At 61.7% G+C, this 15,964-nt stretch carries 16 protein-coding genes; 7 read left to right on the forward strand and 9 right to left on the reverse strand.

Annotated features, from left to right (window positions below):
* Positions 1–77 precede the first annotated feature (77 nt).
* Entirely contained in the window at positions 78–485 is a 408-nt protein-coding gene (locus tag MESAU_RS19160; RefSeq protein ID WP_015317696.1) for a hypothetical protein, read from the reverse strand.
* Positions 486–829: 344 nt separating this feature from the next.
* On the opposite strand from MESAU_RS19160, the gene urtA reads away from it, so the two are divergent.
* The 6 genes from urtA (at position 830) to MESAU_RS30340 (ending at position 7,025) form a co-directional block, all read left to right on the forward strand.
* Positions 830–2,110, forward strand: a complete 1,281-nt coding sequence (urtA, locus tag MESAU_RS19165; RefSeq protein WP_245263010.1) for an urea ABC transporter substrate-binding protein — start codon at positions 830–832, stop codon at positions 2,108–2,110.
* Positions 2,111–2,220: 110 nt separating this feature from the next.
* Positions 2,221–3,837 carry an urea ABC transporter permease subunit UrtB gene (gene urtB / locus MESAU_RS19170; RefSeq protein WP_015317698.1) on the forward strand — a complete coding sequence of 539 codons (1,617 nt, stop codon included), beginning with the start codon at positions 2,221–2,223 and terminating at the stop codon, positions 3,835–3,837.
* Entirely contained in the window at positions 3,834–5,069 is a 1,236-nt protein-coding gene (gene urtC, locus MESAU_RS19175; RefSeq protein ID WP_015317699.1) for an urea ABC transporter permease subunit UrtC, read from the forward strand. The genes urtB and urtC overlap by 4 nt, the downstream gene beginning before the upstream one ends.
* Before the next feature lie 6 nt (positions 5,070–5,075).
* The gene (gene urtD, locus MESAU_RS19180; RefSeq protein WP_015317700.1) at positions 5,076–5,822 is read left to right on the forward strand and encodes an urea ABC transporter ATP-binding protein UrtD; all 747 of its coding nucleotides are present in this window, start codon (positions 5,076–5,078) and stop codon (positions 5,820–5,822) included.
* A 69-nt stretch (positions 5,823–5,891) separates the two neighbouring features.
* Positions 5,892–6,587 (forward strand): urea ABC transporter ATP-binding subunit UrtE, encoded by a 696-nt coding sequence (urtE, locus tag MESAU_RS19185; RefSeq protein ID WP_015317701.1) that lies wholly within the window; start codon positions 5,892–5,894, stop codon positions 6,585–6,587.
* 261 nt (positions 6,588–6,848) lie between these two features.
* Positions 6,849–7,025 (forward strand): hypothetical protein, encoded by a 177-nt coding sequence (locus tag MESAU_RS30340; protein WP_013531844.1) that lies wholly within the window; start codon positions 6,849–6,851, stop codon positions 7,023–7,025.
* 36 nt (positions 7,026–7,061) lie between these two features.
* On the opposite strand, the gene MESAU_RS19190 is transcribed toward MESAU_RS30340, so the two are convergent.
* The 8 genes from MESAU_RS19190 to MESAU_RS19225 all read right to left on the reverse strand — a co-directional run bounded on the left by MESAU_RS19190 (position 7,062) and on the right by MESAU_RS19225 (position 15,147).
* On the reverse strand, positions 7,062–8,210 hold the full coding sequence (locus MESAU_RS19190; RefSeq protein ID WP_015317702.1) for a GGDEF domain-containing protein: 1,149 nt from the start codon (positions 8,208–8,210) through the stop codon (positions 7,062–7,064).
* 183 nt (positions 8,211–8,393) lie between these two features.
* On the reverse strand, positions 8,394–9,200 hold the full coding sequence (locus MESAU_RS19195) for a DUF72 domain-containing protein (RefSeq protein WP_015317703.1): 807 nt from the start codon (positions 9,198–9,200) through the stop codon (positions 8,394–8,396).
* Between the two features lie 28 nt (positions 9,201–9,228).
* Positions 9,229–9,696: a GNAT family N-acetyltransferase gene (locus MESAU_RS19200; RefSeq protein ID WP_041163827.1), complete on the reverse strand. Its 468-nt coding sequence runs from the start codon at positions 9,694–9,696 to the stop codon at positions 9,229–9,231.
* A gap of 41 nt (positions 9,697–9,737) precedes the next feature.
* Positions 9,738–12,659, reverse strand: coding sequence for an excinuclease ABC subunit UvrA (gene uvrA, locus MESAU_RS19205; protein ID WP_015317705.1), 2,922 nt, complete (start codon positions 12,657–12,659; stop codon positions 9,738–9,740).
* Positions 12,660–13,356: 697 nt separating this feature from the next.
* Entirely contained in the window at positions 13,357–13,656 is a 300-nt protein-coding gene (locus MESAU_RS19210) for a hypothetical protein (protein WP_041163828.1), read from the reverse strand.
* A gap of 88 nt (positions 13,657–13,744) precedes the next feature.
* Positions 13,745–14,350: an ATP-dependent Clp protease proteolytic subunit gene (locus MESAU_RS19215; RefSeq protein ID WP_015317707.1), complete on the reverse strand. Its 606-nt coding sequence runs from the start codon at positions 14,348–14,350 to the stop codon at positions 13,745–13,747.
* Positions 14,351–14,374: 24 nt separating this feature from the next.
* A complete protein-coding gene (locus tag MESAU_RS19220; protein WP_015317708.1) occupies positions 14,375–14,836 on the reverse strand; it encodes an SRPBCC family protein in 462 nt (153 codons plus the stop codon).
* Positions 14,833–15,147 (reverse strand): ArsR/SmtB family transcription factor, encoded by a 315-nt coding sequence (locus MESAU_RS19225; protein WP_015317709.1) that lies wholly within the window; start codon positions 15,145–15,147, stop codon positions 14,833–14,835. Before MESAU_RS19225 ends, MESAU_RS19220 begins: the two co-directional genes overlap by 4 nt.
* Before the next feature lie 225 nt (positions 15,148–15,372).
* Here MESAU_RS19225 and MESAU_RS19230 point away from each other — a divergent pair, with 225 nt between their 5' ends.
* Complete coding sequence (locus MESAU_RS19230; RefSeq protein WP_015317710.1) at positions 15,373–15,882, forward strand: single-stranded DNA-binding protein; 510 nt, start codon at positions 15,373–15,375, stop codon at positions 15,880–15,882.
* Positions 15,883–15,964 lie beyond the last annotated feature (82 nt).

Raw genomic sequence — 15,964 nt, forward strand, 5'->3', positions numbered from 1 at the left:
GTCCTTCGGCAACATCCAGATGAGATGAGAAGACGGGCAGGGTTGCAGACCGAGGCGGTGTCATTGCCAGGGAAGATCTATTGATTGCTTCCCCTGGTGCAGGTCGTGGCGGTGAAGGCGCCGTCGGGCTGCTTCATGATGATGTCGAAGGAGGGCGGACTCTGGCCGTCCAGCGTTGCCTGGGTGAGCGAGAGCGAGTTGCCGCCAGTGGTGTAACCGCCAACTGGTCCCAACCAGGAGATCACGCCGTTTGCATCCATCTGGTAGTTGTAGCCCTGCTGCGCGGTCCCGAACGTGACCGGGCCGTTGTAGACGTTTCCCTTGATGGTGATGTCGCCGAGGTTGAGGAACATGCCGAGCAGGTAGGCCTCGCAGTGATAGATGCCGTCGGGCATCCTGCCGTCGCTGAAGTCGGCTCGGGCCGCTCCGGTTGCCGCCGCCAGAGCCACTATGCCGATGAATATGCGTGAAATGGCTGATGTCATGATGCCGTCCGCTTGAACGACCAAGCTTGCCCTATTTTTGCGCCGCGCCGCAACATTTGCCGTCGGCGATCTGCCTTCGAGATCAAAATATAGGCATCTAAAGAAAATGGGCAAAACTTAGGCATATGCCTTGTGCATTGCGCAAATTTCCCTCAATCAATTTTTAACCGGCTCTCTTTGTTTCGTTCAATCTAATGTAGCAACGCACTGATAACATGTATCTATCTTGCTCTTTTCCGCATGCCTTCAGCGGTTGGCACGGGGGTTGCATCGCATAGTTGCGGTGCAATCAAACCAGCTTGGGAGTCTTCCGCATGAGAGGTAATTTCTCGACAATAGCAAAAATGTTCTCGGCGAGCGTAGTTGCCGCCGGCCTGGTGATGTCTGCTCCGGCCAGGGCCGCCGATGATACGATCAAGGTCGGCATTCTTCATTCGCTGTCGGGCACGATGGCGATTTCAGAGACGACGCTGAAGGACGCCATGCTGATGCTCATCGACGAGCAGAACGCCAAGGGCGGCCTGCTCGGCAAGAAGCTCGAAGCGGTCGTCGTCGACCCGGCTTCCAACTGGCCGCTGTTCGCCGAAAAGGCGCGTGAGCTGATCTCGAAGGACAAGGTCGCCGCGGTGTTCGGCTGCTGGACCTCGGTGTCGCGCAAGTCGGTGCTGCCGGTGTTTTCCGAACTCGACAATATCCTGTTCTATCCGGTCCAGTATGAGGGCGAGGAAAGCGAGCGCAATGTCTTCTACACGGGTGCCGCGCCGAACCAGCAGGCCATTCCGGCCGTCGATTACCTGATGAGCGAGGATGGCGGTTCGGTGAAGCGCTGGGTGCTCGAAGGCACAGACTACGTCTATCCGCGCACCACCAACAAGATCCTCGAAGCCTATCTGAAGGCCAAGGGCGTCGCGGCCGAAGACATCATGGTCAACTATACGCCGTTCGGCTTCTCCGACTGGCAGACCGAAGTCTCGGCGATCAAGAAATTCGGCTCGGCCGGCAAGAAGACCGCCGTCGTCTCGACCGTCAATGGCGATGCCAACGTGCCGTTCTACAAGGAACTCGGCAACCAGGGCATCAAGGCCGAGGACATCCCGGTCATGGCCTTCTCGGTCGGCGAGGAAGAGCTGGCCGGTCTCGACACCGCGCCGCTGGTCGGCCATCTCGCCGCCTGGAACTATTTCGAGAGCGTCGATACGCCCGAGAACAAGAAGTTCATCGCCGACTGGCACAAGTTCATCAAGAGCGACAAGCGCACCACAAACGACCCGATGGAAGCTCATTATATCGGCTTCAACATGTGGGTGAAGGCGGTTGAGAAGGCCGGCACCACCGATCCGGACAAGGTCATCGACGCCATGATCGGCGTTTCTGTGCCAAACCTGACCGGCGGCTACTCGACGATGATGCCGAACCATCACATCACCAAGCCGGTGCTGATCGGCGAAATCCAGACCGACGGCCAGTTCGAAACGGTTTCGCGCACGCCCGGCCTTGTGATGGGCGACGAATGGTCCGACTACCTGCCGGACTCCAAGGATTTGATCTCCGATTGGCGCAAGCCGCTGTCGTGCGGCAACTTCAACGTTGCCACCGGCAAGTGCGGCGGCAAGGGCACAAACTGATCCTCCCCGGGCTGGGCCTTCATGCCAAGCCCAAGACCGCACGCGTCCGGACGGTTTCCTCCACTGTCCGGACGCGCCCATTTCAAACCTTCAAGGGTTAACTCAAGCCGATGACCTTGATCCGCACGATTGGCCTGACGCTGTTGTTCCTGCTGGCGACACTGTCGTCGTCGGGCGCAGGCGAAGCCGATCTGCGCGCCATCATCGCCAAGTTCGCGAGCGCCAAGGGCTTTTCCGAGACCGGAGCCGTCGTGCATGACCTCGCCGCCACCGGCGATCCTTTGGTCGAACACCCGCTTTCGGCACTCGCCGATGGCAATCTCTATATCCGCAAGGCCGATTCCCTGGTCTTCGTCGGCAAGGAAACCGGCGAAAGCGTCCAGCTTTTCGATCCGCTCAGCAGCGAAGCATCCGGCGAGGCGGCCAAGGACGACGTCGCCAAGATCAAGGTCAACAACACACTGCGCCGCGTCATCCGCGATGCGCTCGGCACGTTGACGCTTGGCGCCAAGGATCCGGCTGTGCGGCTGGCCGCCGCCGGCACCATGTTCAAGACGCCCGACGCAGCCAACATCGAGCCACTCGACACGGCGATTGCCGGCGAGACCGTGGCCAGCGTCAAGGCTCTGCTCGAACAGGCCCGTGCGGCCTCGGTGCTTGTTTCCGACGGGCCTGAGGCCGACAAACTCGCCGCGGTCGCCCTGATCGGCGCGCGTGGCGACCGGGACGCGGTTTCGCTGCTCACTTCGGTCGAGGCCAGTGCCTCCGGCGCGGTCAAGGACGCGGCGACGGCAGCGATCGCCAACATCAATTCGACGCTGGCCCTGTGGGATGCCGGACAGAACATCTGGTACGGGATTTCGCTGGGTTCCGTGCTGCTGCTGGCAGCGATCGGGCTTGCCATCACCTTCGGCGTCATGGGCGTCATCAACATGGCGCATGGCGAGATGGTGATGCTTGGCGCCTATACGACCTTCGTCGTCCAGCAGGTGATCCGGACGTCCCTTCCCAGCCTGTTCGACTGGTCGCTGGTGATCGCGCTGCCGCTCGCCTTCCTGGTCGCGGCATTCGTCGGTCTCATCATCGAGCGCGGCGTGATCCGGTTCCTCTACGGCCGGCCGCTGGAGACGCTGCTGGCAACCTGGGGCGTCTCGCTCATCCTGCAGCAGGCGGTGCGCTCGATCTTCGGACCGACCAACCAGGAGGTCGGCAATCCGTCCTGGATGTCCGGCTCCTTCGACGTCGGGCAACTGGCCATCACCTGGAACCGTCTGTGGATTCTGGTGTTCGCGCTCACGGTATTCGGCATGTTGCTCTATGTGATGAAGCGCACGCCCTGGGGGCTGCAGATGCGCGCCGTCACCGCCAACCGGCGCATGGCCGCCTCGATGGGCATCAGGACGCCCTGGGTCGACGCGCTGACCTTCGCGCTGGGATCCGGCATTGCCGGTATCGCCGGCGTCGCGCTCAGCCAGATCGACAATGTCTCGCCCAATCTTGGTCGCGGCTACATCATCGACAGCTTCATGGTGGTCGTCTTCGGCGGTGTCGGCAATCTCTGGGGTACATTGGTCGGCGCCTTTTCGCTCGGCATCGTCAACAAGGTTCTCGAGCCCTATGCCGGCGCGGTGCTCGGCAAGATCGTCGTGCTGGTGCTGATCATCCTGTTCATCCAGAAGCGCCCGCGAGGCCTGTTCGCGCTCAAGGGCAGGGCGGTGGAAGCATGATATCGGGACGCTTCTTTGCCGCCGGCGCGGATCGCCGCATCGCCATCACCATCTTCATCCTGCTGGCGGTGGCTATAATCGTGCCGGTGCTTAACCTGGCCGTCTCGCCGACAAGCGCCTTCTACATTCCGTCCTACATCGTGGCGCTGACCGGCAAATATCTCTGCTATGCACTGCTGGCGCTCTCGCTCGATCTGGTCTGGGGCTATTGCGGTATCCTCTCGCTCGGCCACGGCGCCTTCTTCGCGCTCGGCGGCTATGCGATGGGAATGTATCTGATGCGCCAGATCGGCTCGCGCGGCGTCTACGGCAACCCGATCCTGCCCGATTTCATGGTGTTCCTGAACTACAAGGAATTGCCCTGGTTCTGGACCGGTTTCGACCATTTCTGGTTCGCCGCCATCATGGTGCTGGCGGTGCCCGGCCTGCTTGCCTTCATCTTCGGCTGGTTCGCCTTCCGCAGCCGCGTCACCGGTGTCTACCTCTCCATCATCACCCAGGCGATGACCTATGCGCTGCTGCTTGCCTTCTTCCGCAACGACATGGGTTTCGGAGGCAATAACGGCCTGACCGATTTCAAGGATATTCTGGGCTTCAACGTGCAGGCCGATACGACCCGTTCGGCACTGTTCGCGGCCAGCGCGGTGATGCTGGCACTCGCCGTTTTCATCACCTGGGCGATCGTCGGCTCCAAATACGGCAAGCTGCTGATGGCCGTGCGCGACGCCGAGAGCCGCACGCGTTTCCTCGGCTGGCGGGCCGAGAACGTAAAGCTGTTCGCTTTTACCGTTTCGGCCGTCATGGCAGGCATTGCCGGCGCGCTCTACGTGCCGCAGGTCGGCATCATCAATCCAGGCGAATTCGAGCCGGCCAATTCGATCGAGGTGGTGATTTGGGCGGCGGTCGGCGGCCGCGGCACCATTGTCGGGCCGATCATCGGCGCGTTGCTGGTCAATGCCGGCAAATCCTGGTTCACCGGCGTGCTGCCGGAATTCTGGCTGTTCGCGCTCGGCGGCCTGTTCGTCGCCGTCACCTTGCTCCTGCCCAAGGGCATCATCGGCATGTGGGACAGCTGGCGCGGCAATGCCAGGGCGCTGCGCGTGGCGTCCCAGGCTGAAGAAGCCGGCGCCGAGGTTGGCATCGCGTCCGCGACCTCGAAGCCCGCTCGCTCGCCGGCGAGAAACCCAGGCGAATGGTCCTGGTCCGACCCCGAACCGCAGGCGGCGGAGTAGGCGACCATGAGCAAATCCAACACTATCCTCTATCTCGACGGCGTCTCGGTGTCCTTCGACGGCTTTCGCGCCATCAACAATCTGTCCCTGGTGCTCGACAAGGGCGAGATGCGCGCCATCATCGGCCCCAACGGCGCCGGCAAGACGACGATGATGGACATCGTCACCGGCAAGACGAGGCCGGATGAAGGCGAAGTGTTCTTCGACGGCCAGGTGGACCTGACCAGGCATGACGAAGCCGAGATCGCCATGATGGGCATCGGCCGCAAATTCCAGAAGCCGACCGTTTTCGAAAGCCACACGATCGAAGAAAACCTGATGCTGGCGCTGAAGGGACCGCGTTCGATCTTCCCGGCGCTGTTCCATCGCCAATCGCCCGCCGAGGCGCGGCAGATCGATGACATCCTTGGCATCATCCGGTTGGGCGACAAGCGCCGCGAACTCGCCGCCAATCTTAGCCACGGCCAGAAACAATGGCTCGAGATCGGCATGCTGCTGGCGCAGGACCCGAAGCTGCTTCTGGTCGACGAGCCGGTGGCCGGCATGACCGATGCCGAGACCGAGGAAACCGCGCGGCTGCTCAGGGATATCGCCCGTGACCACTCGGTCATTGTCGTCGAACACGACATGCATTTCGTCCGCGAACTCGGCGTCAAGGTTACCTGCCTGCATGAAGGCTCGGTGCTCTCGGAAGGGACGCTCGATTTCGTTTCGGCCGACGAGCGCGTCGTCGAAGTCTATCTGGGGAGATGAGCATGCATTGGCGGGTTCAATTCCATCGCTTCGATCTGTCTTTGCTGAGGTTCTGGAGAAGGCGCTGACATGCTCGAGGTTTCCAATGCCACGCTGCACTACGGCGCCGCCCAGGCGTTGCGCGGGGTGTCGCTGAAGGCGGGTGCGGGCAAAATCACCTGCGTGCTCGGCCGCAACGGCGTCGGCAAGACCAGTTTGATGAGATCGATCGTCGGCCATAACCGGCTGACGAGCGGAAGCGTTGCCTTCGAGGGGAAGGCGCTCGACCGGAGCGCGGCGTATGACCGCGCCCGGTCGGGCATCGCATTCGTGCCGCAGGGCAGGGAGATCTTTCCGCTGCTCAGCGTGCGGGAAAATCTCGAGTCCGGCTTCGCGCCCTTGAAGCGCGCCGACCGCAACGTGCCTGCGCACGTCTTCGAGCTGTTTCCGGTGCTGAAGCAGATGCTTGGCCGCCGTGGCGGCGATCTTTCCGGCGGCCAGCAACAGCAGCTCGCCATCGGCAGGGCACTCGTGATGCGGCCGAAGCTGCTGGTGCTCGACGAGCCGACCGAAGGCATCCAGCCCTCTGTCATCAAGGATATCGGCCGCGCCATACGCTATCTGCGCGACCAGGCCGGCATTGCGGTGCTGCTGGTCGAACAGTATCTCGATTTCTGCCGCGAACTCGCCGACGAGGTCAACATCATGGATCGCGGCCAGATCGTCCACACCGGCCCAGCGGAAGATTTAGACCGGGCTGATGTCCGCAAATTCCTCACGGTCTAGAATCGGCGCCAGACTTCATTGAAGATTTGAAGTTATTGGCAAGACCAATATTTCCTACATCCATCATCTGCGTCTCTGGCACATGCAATATCGCATGCTAGTCTTTTCGTGGCTTTGTGAGTCGGCCGTTTCCGTATCAGTCTGGTCATCGCAGATCGCGGCGCGGCAAAGGCCCTGCAAGTTCCACGCAAGCAAGGCTTCCTAGCTTCCCGATCTGATTGTCGTTCAAACGCGTTTGGGCACACAGGCTAAGGGACAGCCATGGAACGTTACGTCGAGGACTACCAGAAGCGGCGGCTTACCGAACGCGTCGACATCATCGCCGCCATCAACATTCTGAGGTCACAGGGCTGTGACTACGACGACCTGATCGAGGAGATCACCAAGGTCTTCTATGTCGACCTCGATACCTTCAATGAAATTGTCATGGCGGCCTAATGCAGTCGCCCGGCGGGCTTGGCATGATACGCGCGTTTAGCTCGCGCGTCGGAATGGCGAAGCGGTGACGCGGTTGCGACCTCCGCGCTTGGCATCATAGAGCGCCTTGTCGGCGGCGCTGAGTACCTTGTCCAGGCTGATCCCCTCTTTGCTGCCAAACGCAAATCCGGCGCTGACCGTACAGGTGAGGGAACCGGTTTCGGTTTCTATCAGTCGCGCCGCGAAAGCCGCCCGGATACGCTCGGCTGCTTCCTCGACCGCCTCCGGCAGCGTGCGCTTCAGTACCAGCGCGAATTCCTCGCCGCCCATGCGCGCGGCGACGTCGGCCGGTCGAAGGTTGGCTGCCAACTCGTTGGCGAACACCCTCAGCACTTCATCGCCCGCCGCATGGCCGAATTCGTCGTTGATGGTTTTGAAGTTGTCGAGGTCGAAGACGACCACCGCGGTAAAGGCGCCGACCGGGACATGGCCATGCATGTCGAACAGCGCGCGCCGGTTGAGCAGGCCGGTCAGGGAATCCGTCTGGGCGTTGCGATGGTGATGCCTCGCCAGACGCCCCTGATTGAGGGCAAGCGACAGCGCGCCAATACCTGTCATGCTGGCGATAACCACGATGAGACTGAGCTCCTCGGCCCAGTTGCTTGGTGCATGTCCAAGCACCAGTTTTCCTTCCCAGGCGAGAACCATGGCGCAGAGCCCGAACGAGGTGGCCGTGGCCGAATAGAGCGCGGTGATGCCGATCGTCAGCGCGGGTGCCTCATCACGGCCCTTCCAGTATTCGAACGCCGTGGCGAACAGGAGCACGGCGGCAAACATGTTCTCCGCCATGAAGCCGAGGCCATCATAACCCAGAGCCATGGGGGGCAACGCTATCGCCAGGGAATAGCAACCCCACAGGGCCCGCGGCAGTGGCGAGCCGCCGGTTCGGAACTGATAGGCCGCACCCAGCATGGTCGAAAAGCCGATCAGCAGAAACGCCGAGGTGGCGATGCCGAGCAGGCGTCCCGGCATCTCGATATAGGCGTCATAGATAAAAATATCGCCGACCACGAACACCAGGCTGATCGCCCATGTCAGCAGGAATTTTTCCGAGCGGGCGGTCAGCCACATGCCGAACAATGTCAGGCTGAGGCAAGCTGCCGAGAAACCGACGGCCAGCAGAAGTGAAGTGTAGTCGAGCGACATGCCCTCTTTCCCTGCCGGCGGCGGTCCCAGCTCTGCGGCTTGGCGTCGGCGCATTCATGCGGCAAGGAAGTGTCGATAAGGTTACGATCGTGGCGAAGATGCCCAGGAACAGGCGCTTTGCTACGCTCAATACGCATAGGCTATGTGCTTATTGTGTGCAGCTGGAAACCGACTGATGCCTTTTCAGTCGGCTACGCGCTTCATCAATGCCATCGCCCCGAACGGCGCCCGCACCTTGCCCTCGGTGATGAAGTAGACGAACACGTCGCGGGGCTGGACCGGGGCATCGGTGGCGGGGTCGGCGCGCCGCAGATCGGCCGGCTGCTTGCCCTGCGCCCAGATCTTGGCCCGCGCCGCCCATTCGTCGAGGCCCGTTGGCGTATAGCAATCGGGATTGTCGTCGCTGCCGGTCTGCAGCCGCGCATAGATGAAATCGCCAGTGATGTCGGCGATATCAGGATATTTGGCATGGTCGGCATAGACGATCGCCGCCTTGTATTTGCGCGCGAGCGCTGGGAATTCCGGCACGATGAAACTGTCGTTGCGCACTTCCAGCGCGTGGCGCAGCGCGACACCATCCTGCTTTTCCGGCAGCAGCTTCAGAAAGGCCTCGAAATCGTCCGGATCGAACTTCTTGGTCGGCGCGAACTGCCACAGGATCGGTCCCAGCTTGTCGCCGAGCGCGGCAACGCCGGAACCCAGGAAACGCATCATCGATTCACCGGCCTCGCCCAGCACGCGCCGGTTGGTGACGAAGCGGTTGCTTTTCAGCGAATAGACGAAATTGTCAGGTGCTTCGTTGGCCCATTTGACGAAGGTCGGCTCCTTGAAGCTCGAATAATAAGTGCCGTTGACCTCGATGCTCGGCACCTGCCGGGTAGCGTATTGCAGTTGCTTGGCCTTCGACAGTTTCTCGGGGTAGAAGGACGTGTCCCAGGGTTCGAAGGTCCAGCCGCCCATGCCGGCGCGGATTGTTCCCGATTTGCTCATTGTCGTCCTCCCAGATTTCTAATGGCGATCAGGCCGTGGTGGACCTGTTGTCGACGGGTTTGGCCATGTCGACGAGCATCCACCCTGGCCGGTAGGGATTGGGCCGGCGACCCGTTTCGCGATAGCCGTAAGCGAGATAGAGCGCGATGTTTCGTTCCATTTTCGCATTGGTGTAGAGCCGTATCTCCGGCAGGCCCCACTGCCGCGCCTGCTCGTCAGCGTGCTTCAGCAATGCAATACCGAACCCCTTGCCCTGGAAGGCAGGCGACACCGCGACGGAGAAGATCATCGCGTGATCTTCATGCCGCTCCAGCGTGATCACTCCGGCAAGTTCATCACCGCTCTCCAGCAGCCAGATCTGGCCCTGGGCAATACGCGGCGCGTAGTCCTCGGTAACCGGGATCGGCGGTGCATCGAGTATGGCGGAGTAGGGAGCGTAGGCGGCTTGCGTCAGCGCGACGATCGCGGCGAGATCTTCAGGGCCGGCAAGCCTCATGCCAAAGCTGCTCTGGACCGTGATGAGATCATCCTTACCCATCACTCCGCCGCTTCGCGTTTGCCTCCGGGGCGACGCTCCAGCAACTCCTTCAGGAACTGGCCGGTGTAGCTGCGCTTTTCGCGCACGATCGCTTCCGGCGTGCCCGAGGCGACCAGTTCGCCGCCGCCATCACCGCCCTCGGGGCCGAGGTCGAGCACCCAGTCTGCGGTTTTTATCACTTCGAGATTGTGCTCGATGACGACGACGGTATTGCCCTGGTCGACCAGTTCGTGCAGCACTTCCAGCAGCTTGGCGACGTCGTGGAAGTGCAGGCCTGTGGTCGGTTCGTCGAGGATGTAGAGCGTCTTGCCGGTCGCCTTGCGCGACAGTTCCTTGGCGAGCTTGATGCGCTGCGCTTCACCGCCGGACAGCGTCGTCGCCTGCTGGCCGATATGGATGTAACCAAGGCCGACCTGCTTCAGCGTCTCCAGCTTGTCGCGTACGCCGGGTACGGCGGCGAAGAAATCGACGCCTTCCTCGACGGTCATGTCGAGCACGTCGGCGATCGACTTGCCCTTGAACAGCACGTCGAGCGTCTCCCTGTTGTAGCGCTTGCCGTGACAGACGTCGCAGGTGACGTAGACGTCGGGCAAAAAGTGCATCTCGATCTTGATGACGCCGTCGCCTTGGCAGGCCTCGCAGCGGCCGCCCTTGACGTTGAAGGAGAAACGGCCGGGCTGATAGCCGCGCGCCTTCGCTTCCGGTAGCCCGGCGAACCAGTCGCGGATCGGCGTGAAGGCGCCGGTATAGGTGGCGGGGTTCGAACGCGGCGTGCGGCCGATCGGCGACTGGTCGATGTCGATGACCTTGTCGAGGAACTCCAATCCCTCGATGCGGTCATGCTCGGCCGGATGCTCGCGTGAGCCCATGATGCGGCGCGAGGCCGCCTTGAACAGCGTCTCGATCAGGAAGGTCGACTTGCCGCCGCCCGACACGCCGGTGACGGCGGTGAAAGTGCCGAGCGGGATTTCGGCGGTGACGTTCTTCAGATTGTTGCCGCGCGCGCCGACGATCTTCAGCCGCCGGTTTTTCTTCGCCTCGCGGCGCAAGCCGGGCGTTGCCACTTCGAGCGCGCCCGACAGATATTTGCCGGTGATCGAATTGGGATTGGCCATCACCTGCTGCGGCGTGCCCTGGGCGATGATCTCGCCGCCATGGATGCCGGCGGCCGGACCCATATCGACGACATAGTCGGCATGCAGGATGGCGTCCTCGTCATGCTCGACGACGATCACGGTGTTGCCGATGTCGCGCAGGTGCTTGAGCGTGTCGAGCAGGCGGGTATTGTCGCGCTGGTGCAGGCCGATCGACGGCTCGTCCAGCACGTAGAGCACGCCGGTCAGGCCTGAGCCGATCTGCGAGGCCAGCCGGATGCGCTGGCTTTCGCCACCCGACAGCGTGCCGGAATTGCGCGACAAGGTGAGATAGTCGAGCCCGACATCGTTGAGGAAGCGCAGACGCTCGCGGATTTCCTTCAGGACGCGGACAGCGATCTCGTTCTGCTTGTCGTTGAGCTGCGCCGGCAGGTCGGTGAACCATTTGTCGGCGTTGCGGATCGACTGTTCCGTCACTTCGCCAATGTGCTTGCCGGCGATCTTCACCGCCAGCGCCTCCGGCTTCAGCCGGTAGCCCTTGCAGACCGGGCAGGGCGTTGCCGACATGAAACGCTCGATCTCCTCGCGCATCCAGGCGGATTCGGTCTCCTTCCAGCGGCGCTCGAGATTGGGGATGACGCCTTCGAAGGTCTTGGTCGTCTTGTAGGAGCGCAGGCCGTCATCATACTGGAAGGTGATCTCGCGCTCGCCGGTGCCGCGCAGGATCGCTTCCTGGGCTTGCGCTGAAAGATCCTTGAACTTGTCGCCGAGCTTGAAGTCGTACGCCTTGCCCAATGCCTCGAGCGTCTGCGAGTAATAGGGCGAGGTCGATTTCGCCCATGGGCTGACGGCGCCGTCGCGCAGCGACACGTTCTCGTCCGGCACCACGAGGTTGGGGTCGATGGCGCGCTGGCTGCCGAGACCGTCGCAGGTCGGGCAGGCGCCAAACGGGTTGTTGAAGGAGAACAGCCTGGGCTCGATTTCCGGAATGGTGAAGCCGGAAACCGGGCAGGCGAACTTTTCCGAGAACAGGATGCGCTCATGCGTCTCGTTCTTCGACTTGTTGACCGAATCCTCGCCAGTCTGGCTGGCATCGAGCGGCCTGTCGGCGAACTCGGCCACTGCCAGCCCCTCGGCCAGCTTCAGCGCCGTCTCGATGGAGTCGGCAAGCCTTGTGGCAAGGTCGCCGCGAACGACGATGCGGTCGACGACGACGTCGATGTCGTGCTTGTATTTCTTGTCCAGCGCCGGCACATCGGCGATTTCATAGAAGACGCCGTCGACCTTGACGCGCTGAAAGCCCTTCTTCTGCAACTCCAGCAGTTCCTTGCGATATTCGCCCTTGCGGCCGCGCACGATGGGCGCCAGCAGGAACAGGCGCGTGCCTTCCTCGACGGCCAGCACCCGGTCGACCATCTGGCTGACCGTCTGGCTCTCGATCGGCAGGCCGGTGGCCGGCGAATAGGGCACGCCGACGCGGGCAAACAGAAGGCGCATATAGTCGTAGATCTCGGTGACGGTACCGACCGTCGAACGCGGGTTCTTCGACGTGGTCTTCTGCTCGATCGAGATGGCCGGCGACAGGCCGTCGATCTGGTCGACGTCCGGCTTCTGCATCATTTCGAGGAATTGCCGGGCATAGGCCGAGAGGCTCTCGACATAGCGGCGCTGGCCTTCTGCATAGATGGTGTCGAAAGCAAGCGACGATTTGCCGGAGCCCGACAGGCCGGTCATGACGATCAGGCTGTCACGCGGCAGGTCGAGATCGACATTCTTCAGATTGTGTTCGCGCGCCCCGCGAATGGAAAGATATTTATGGTCGGCCATGTCAGGTCGCCGCCTCAGATCTGGAATTTGTGGGATAGGCGGGTTTCCCCGGCCATTCCCTATGTAGTTATTTTTGCCGCCACGTCGAGAGACGCCACAATTCTCGACAGAAGTCGTTTAACCGCCTTTCGCGCGAGGGGGCAAGCGGAAAGAACAAAGGCCGAACACGCTCCTGACAAAGCTGTGCGGAAGCTGACCCGAACGTAAGCTCCCGGCGATCACATTTTTCCGTAACCGGCTATTGATGGTTGACGCGGCCAACTCACGGGAGCAGTCTTGCGAAGTCAGCGAAGCCGGCCGTCTATCGATGGCCTCGCCGCCCCAAGGCGGCCTGCGAGACGCCGCAGGCATTTGCGATTTGCGCTTCACGACGACAATGTCGCAACGGACAAGAGGAGCGGAGCATGACGCCACCGGATAGTCCCCCAGGGCTTCAGTTGTTACTGGAGCCGCGGCAGGCATAAGTGCCAAGGGCAGGCGTTTGCGCCACCCGACAAACCGTGACCTGCCGTATCCCTGAAAATCAGAGACTGCTAGTCGGATCGTCGGCTGAATGCCGCGAAGCATCCGAAATCAAACGCCGGCAGTACACTCCCGGCAAAAATGGATTTGAGATCCAGAAAGCCCCGTCCGTTTGCCCAAGGCACGGCGGGGCTGTTCTTTTGGGCGGGCTCCAGTTGGAAGGCCCGATCTTTGCCTATCTGGGTGGCTTGATCCCGCCAACTCCGACATCGACGGTGATGCTGCCGGAAATCCTGACATTGGTATTGCCGATCTTGAACTGCCCGTTGCCGCTGCTGGGGAACGCGTCGTCGGGTTCGGGCACCGGGGCCGGCTTGGCGATGCGATAGCCGCCGGTTACGCCGGGCAGGGCGCCTTTCCGAACCGACGACGAGGCCTCGTCGGCAAGTGCTGACCTGGACACAAGGCCGACGATGGCAAGCACCATGGCGGCCGTGACACGGTGCGATGTTCCTGATCGATGAGTGTCGGTCATCCCCTTGTTATAGGGGCCTGCCGCCACCGGAGCCAGAGCGGGATCGTCAAATCTTCGACAAGCAGCAGGATTTGACCTCGCTCTGGTCCTACGCAGCCTTTTTGCGGGTGTCGAACACATGGTCGACGATGCCCCAGGCCTGGGCCTCGCGGGCGGTCATGAAATGGTCGCGGTCGAGCGTGCGCTCGACGTCTTCATAGCTGCGGCCGCAATGCTGGGCGTAGAGTTCGGTCATGTGGCGTTTGGTCTGGCCGATGCGTTCGGCGTGCCGCTGGATGTCGGAAGCCTGGCCCTGGAAGCCGCCCAGCGGCTGATGTAGCAGGATGGTGGCGTTGGGTAGTGCGATGCGGCGCCCGGCGGTGCCCGCCATCAGCAGGAACGATCCCATCGACGCGGCAAAGCCCATGCATACGGTCGACACCGGGCAGCTGATATACTGCATCGTGTCGTAGATGGCGAAGCCGCTGGTCACCATGCCGCCGGGCGAGTTGATGTAGAGCGAGATCTCCTTCTCGGGATTGTCCGACTCCAGCGACAAAAGCTGCGCGCAGACCAGCGCCGAGACGTCATCGTTAATCTCCCCGTTGACGAAGACGATGCGCTCGCGCAGCAGCCGCGAAAAAATGTCGAATGCGCGTTCGCCGCGGCTCGATTGCTCGATTACCATCGGCACAAGACTGGCAACACCGCCCATTTTTCTGTCTCCAATTTTCCGTGTTCAAGCCGCGTGCAGCAGCAGAAGGCGTGGGGTGTTCGCGGCTATAGGCGTGCCGGTCCCGTGCAGCGAAAGCCGGCAGCCTGCCCCCGCCATGGCCACGGCCGGCATCGCCTTGCGAGCAAAGCCGTCATGGACGATGCGCAGATGCGTGCCGCCGGAAACGGTTCGGGCGAGTGTGAAGGTGACGGTGCTGTCGAGTGGGTGCGCGGCATCGTCCGACCGCTCGCGCCAGGAATAGCGCAGCAGGCGTTCGGGCTCGGCATCGAGAATCTCGCATTCGATCGCCGCGTCTTGACCGGCGAAGACAAAGCGGCTGCCGGTCTGCGGCCTGATGTCGTTGGGCATCATCCAGGCGGCGAGCAGTTCCGGCACGGTCAGCGCCCGCCAAACCTTTTCCGGCGGCTCGGCAAGATCGTATTCGAACTCAATCGCATCGGGAGAGACTTCGCTTTGGCTGTTCATTGATCCATGTCCTTCAAAACCGTCTTCAGCCTTTCGATGCGCTCCGGCCAGAAGGTACGGTAGCGTTCGATCCATGAGAGCAGCGGGGCAAGCCCCTGCGGATCCGCACGATAATAGGCGTTGCGGCCGGCCCGCCGCTCGACCACGAGGCCGGCGCCCCGCAGCACCGCCAGATGCTGCGACACCGCCGGTTGCGACACCGTCAGGCCGCTGCGCAATTCCGACACGCTCATCTCGCTTGTGGCGAGACGCTCAAAGACGGCGCGGCGTGTCGGGTCGGCCAAGGCGCGGAAAATCTCTGCTTCGATCATGACAAAAGCATAAGTCGATACTTATCGATTTGGCAAGCGCTGTTTTGAGACCCATATGCGGCGTTCCGGCATTGCTGCCATTCCTTGACAATTGGCGGCGGTGCATATAGGAACGAAAAGGGAACAAAAACCTTGTGGGAAAAGCCAGCCTTGGCAAGCGGCTGACGTGCGTAGCCTGTAAGGTGCTGCGACAAAAATTTGTTTCGGATAGCGCGGAGAAATATCATGGCGGGTAGCGTCAACAAGGTCATTCTGGTCGGCAATCTCGGCGCTGACCCTGAAATCCGCCGCCTGAACTCGGGCGAGCCGGTCGTCAACATCCGCATCGCGACGTCGGAAAGCTGGCGCGACAAGAATTCCGGCGAGCGCAAGGAAAAGACCGAGTGGCATAACGTCGTCATCTTCAATGAGGGCATCGCCAAGGTGGCGGAGCAGTATCTGAAGAAGGGCATGAAGGTTTATGTCGAGGGCCAGCTGCAGACGCGCAAATGGCAGGACCAGACCGGTGCCGACAAATACACGACCGAAGTCGTGCTGCAGAAATTCCGTGGCGAGTTGCAGATGCTCGACGCGCGTGGCCAGGGTGAGGGCGGTCAGGTTGGCGGCAGCAGCCGTGGTTCCGATTTCGGCCAGTCGAGCCCGAACGAAGGGTTCAACCGCGGTGGCGGCAACGCTCCCAGGGGCGGCGGTGGCGGTGGTTCGTCGCGCGAACTGGACGACGAAATTCCGTTCTGATCGAAAGCCGCACCAAATAGCGAATGCCTTTACTTGATATGCCCCGAGGGTCCGCATGGACTTTCGGGGTTTTGCATGGTGG

Source organism: Mesorhizobium australicum WSM2073 (assembly GCF_000230995.2).
Classification (GTDB): domain Bacteria; phylum Pseudomonadota; class Alphaproteobacteria; order Rhizobiales; family Rhizobiaceae; genus Mesorhizobium; species Mesorhizobium australicum.

Excerpts from the sequence above, each read along its gene's own strand:
- urtA (WP_245263010.1), top strand. The coding sequence starts at position 830 with ATGTTCTCGGCGAGCGTAGTTGCCGCCGGCCTGGTGATGTCTGCTCCG.
- urtE (WP_015317701.1), top strand. The coding sequence starts at position 5,892 with ATGCTCGAGGTTTCCAATGCCACGCTGCACTACGGCGCCGCCCAGGCG.
- MESAU_RS30340 (WP_013531844.1), top strand. The coding sequence starts at position 6,849 with ATGGAACGTTACGTCGAGGACTACCAGAAGCGGCGGCTTACCGAACGC.
- MESAU_RS19195 (WP_015317703.1), bottom strand. The coding sequence starts at position 9,200 with ATGAGCAAATCGGGAACAATCCGCGCCGGCATGGGCGGCTGGACCTTC.
- MESAU_RS19225 (WP_015317709.1), bottom strand. The coding sequence starts at position 15,147 with ATGATCGAAGCAGAGATTTTCCGCGCCTTGGCCGACCCGACACGCCGC.
- urtD (WP_015317700.1), top strand. The coding sequence starts at position 5,076 with ATGAGCAAATCCAACACTATCCTCTATCTCGACGGCGTCTCGGTGTCC.
- urtB (WP_015317698.1), top strand. The coding sequence starts at position 2,221 with ATGACCTTGATCCGCACGATTGGCCTGACGCTGTTGTTCCTGCTGGCG.
- MESAU_RS19210 (WP_041163828.1), bottom strand. The coding sequence starts at position 13,656 with ATGACCGACACTCATCGATCAGGAACATCGCACCGTGTCACGGCCGCC.
- uvrA (WP_015317705.1), bottom strand. The coding sequence starts at position 12,659 with ATGGCCGACCATAAATATCTTTCCATTCGCGGGGCGCGCGAACACAAT.
- MESAU_RS19160 (WP_015317696.1), bottom strand. The coding sequence starts at position 485 with ATGACATCAGCCATTTCACGCATATTCATCGGCATAGTGGCTCTGGCG.
- MESAU_RS19200 (WP_041163827.1), bottom strand. The coding sequence starts at position 9,696 with ATGAGGCTTGCCGGCCCTGAAGATCTCGCCGCGATCGTCGCGCTGACG.
- urtC (WP_015317699.1), top strand. The coding sequence starts at position 3,834 with ATGATATCGGGACGCTTCTTTGCCGCCGGCGCGGATCGCCGCATCGCC.
- MESAU_RS19220 (WP_015317708.1), bottom strand. The coding sequence starts at position 14,836 with ATGAACAGCCAAAGCGAAGTCTCTCCCGATGCGATTGAGTTCGAATAC.
- MESAU_RS19230 (WP_015317710.1), top strand. The coding sequence starts at position 15,373 with ATGGCGGGTAGCGTCAACAAGGTCATTCTGGTCGGCAATCTCGGCGCT.
- MESAU_RS19215 (WP_015317707.1), bottom strand. The coding sequence starts at position 14,350 with ATGGGCGGTGTTGCCAGTCTTGTGCCGATGGTAATCGAGCAATCGAGC.
- MESAU_RS19190 (WP_015317702.1), bottom strand. The coding sequence starts at position 8,210 with ATGTCGCTCGACTACACTTCACTTCTGCTGGCCGTCGGTTTCTCGGCA.